Origin of the sequence: Bacillus sp. BHET2 (assembly GCF_005938125.1) — a bacterium.
In the GTDB taxonomy this organism is placed as follows: Bacteria; Bacillota; Bacilli; order Bacillales; family Bacillaceae_B; genus Rossellomorea.
On record NZ_VCQN01000016.1, the window covers coordinates 1 to 2835 of the forward strand.

3 protein-coding genes are annotated in these 2835 nt (G+C 38.3%); all 3 read right to left on the reverse strand.

What is annotated here, in order from left to right:
• Positions 1 to 102: 102 nt before the first annotated feature.
• The 3 genes from FGG79_RS21240 to istA are packed head-to-tail and all read right to left on the reverse strand — an operon-like array spanning position 103 to position 2707.
• Positions 103 to 414 carry a hypothetical protein gene (locus FGG79_RS21240; RefSeq protein ID WP_138781987.1) on the reverse strand — a complete coding sequence of 104 codons (312 nt, stop codon included), beginning with the start codon at positions 412 to 414 and terminating at the stop codon, positions 103 to 105.
• Positions 415 to 416: 2 nt separating this feature from the next.
• Positions 417 to 1175, reverse strand: a complete 759-nt coding sequence (gene istB / locus FGG79_RS21245) for an IS21-like element helper ATPase IstB (protein WP_138781989.1) — start codon at positions 1173 to 1175, stop codon at positions 417 to 419.
• Positions 1172 to 2707 carry an IS21 family transposase gene (gene istA, locus FGG79_RS21250; protein ID WP_138781991.1) on the reverse strand — a complete coding sequence of 512 codons (1536 nt, stop codon included), beginning with the start codon at positions 2705 to 2707 and terminating at the stop codon, positions 1172 to 1174. Before istA ends, istB begins: the two co-directional genes overlap by 4 nt.
• Between the last annotated feature and the right edge of the window lie 128 nt (positions 2708 to 2835).

The following is a 2835-nucleotide window of genomic DNA, read 5'->3' on the forward strand; positions in this document are numbered from 1 at the left end:
TGTAACCGTCAAGTACAAATGAACAGTTTTTGCTAAATAATTATGAACACTTTTTGCTTGTTTATGATACATCTGCCTACCATATTGGCAGGCAGTACTGTGTTAAAAAGGCAAAGCCTCTGAAGCATTTTTAAGTTGCCCGTTTTCATGCTTTAAACTTTGATTTTCTAAACGTAGTTCCTTAACTTCCTCTAGTAATCTTGCGATTTTGGTTTGATCATCAATCCCAGGTTCATATGCTGTTCCATCCCATTGATATCTATGGAGGAAGTCTTCAATCTTATCTTTAGTGATTCCTTGGTTTGCTTCTTTTATCTTGCCTGTAATAATCCACTTCTGAACTTTATTCATATCACATTTAATGCCATGTGAATGGAGGATAGATGTCGCCTCTTCGAGCGTTAAACTCTTCATACTTATGCTCCTTCTCCAAAAATGGTAGTCCTATTTTTCATGCGGTAGCTATCTTCATCTATGTTGATGACCTCCACTCTATGAAGGAGGCGATCTAATATAGCTGTTGTAATGCCCTGGTCCCCTAGAAGTTCACCCCATTGATCTGGTCCCTTGTTGGAAGTAAGCACTATAGAACTCTTATCATATAGCTCATTTATCAAATGAAAAAACAGGTTAGCTTCTTTTGTATCCATTGCCATGTACATCATGTCATCGATGATCAATAGGTCCGAATCTTTAATTCTTTTATACGTTGTCTGTGATTTGCGAGAGAACTCTTTTGTTTTCAAAATATGTACAAGTTCTCCCATTGGCAGGAAAGACACTTGATGGCCTTTTGAAATAGCCTCCATCCCTAAACCTATCGCTAGATGGGTCTTTCCAACACCAGGGGGACCTAAAAGAATGATGTTGTATAGCTGCTCCATCCATAAAAGTTCTCTCAACTGTTTGAGCTGCTTTGTACTAACGGATCTTTGCTCATTTAAGTTGAACTCATCCAACGTCTTGAGGTAAGGGAACCTAGCCCATTTCAACAGCTTGTTTATGAGCTTTTCTTCTCTACACTTTTGCTCATAGGTAAATAATTCATGAAGTAGTTCATGGTGAGTCCACTGATGTGCTTCTGCATTGCGAATGATGCTCGGTAATTCTTTGGCACTCTCAGCTAATCGCAATGAACGACATAAATCCTGAAGTTGGTCCATAAGGATAGTCATGCGGAATGACCTCCTTTCAGGATCTCAATATAGGATTCTATCTTTCTTGTAGAAGCATTTATATGTGAATAAGGAGACTCTTGTTCTTGAATTGGAGCTGGATTACTTCTAGCCTCTATTTTAAGTGAGTACACAATGTCTCTAAAATCGTTGGCACTAGTTAACTTATAGTCCATGACCACATTCAAGGCTTGGTTTATTAAATTTCCTTCGTGCTGAATGAGGTTCCAAAGAATTGTCAGTTGATCACCCATATGGCGAGGGTAACGGTCTCTAAGGGCTCTTAAAAATTCATTGATTTGATCTTGATTATCGAAGTTTTTCCTGATTTCCACTTCCCATTCAGCTAACTTTGTCGAACGCTTTCGCTTATGATTCTTATCCAGAAGCAGCTGTCCTTTGCCTTCTGCCAGAGTATGGGTCGCTATGATTTCCCCGTCAGGGGTTAGTCTAATATTCAATCTATTTTCGTCTGTAATGTTGAGATAGGCAATATTGCTTTTTTTCGGACGATAGGTCCCCGCAGGAACACTATAACGGTTGGACAGATAGGATATGACATTGTCCTTCCGTATATTTCTTGTTATACTTGTTTTATAGTTATTCTCGAAAGAGAACTCTGTAGAGACTTTTTGTAAGTGTTGCTTTTCCAGGGCGTGCACTTCAAAGGGTCTCTTTTTTGTTGTGTTATGTACATTGTAATTCCCTGTTCTAGAAAGCCATTTAAGGCTTTGTTCATTCCATATCTCCAGTGAGCTATAGACGCGGTTTTTACTAAAGTTATATTTTACATATTTCACTACGTTTTCTATCTTCCCTTTTGTTTCTGGGTCGCTCTTTCTACATAGGTAAATGCTGAACTTCCTCATTTGTTGATAAGCTTGAAATTCCTTGGTGAGAATAATATCTCCTGCGTTCTCACTTACAGAAATTAAGTGGTCTTGATCATATACAAGTTCTTCTGGTCTTCCCCCATAATAGTGAAAGGCTGCTTCATGGCACCGGATAACGTCCCTTGTGGTAAAAGGTCTGTCTAACCATTCAGTGTATTTGTATCGAGAGTGGGATAACACAAATGCAATAAACCAGAGCTTTTGTCTTCCTCCATCTTTCTTCTGAACGATAACTTCCCCAAAATCCACCTGAGCTTGTTTTCCCATAGGCATTTCTTCAACTACTTGGTACTCTCTAACGTTCAATGCTTTTGGTATCGAGTATCGTTCTCGTAACTCAGCTACATAGTTTCTAACGGTACTTTCTCCAATAGTAAAACCCTCGTAGTTCTCTTTTAACCAATCATGAACCTGAGCGCCAGTTAAATCTGGATGTTCTTTTAACCATTCGAGAATCAGATCATGGTATTGATCTAGTTTCTTTGCTCTATTAGATAGATTTAGTAACCACTCACTGAACTCTTTAGGACTTTTACTCAAATGTTGGTAAACCGTATTTCTACTTAATCCTACTTTTCTAGCTATAGCTGCAATAGTAAACCCTTTTTGTCTTAGTTCATGTATTTTTGAATATGCCATCCACTTTTTCACTCCGTTGGCCTCCCTAGATGCTCCAATAATAGTAGTATACCGAAGGTCTAGTGAAGGTGATATAATGTGTTCATTTTTAATGAGCAAAAAGTGTTAACTTTAGTTTAGCGTTCACA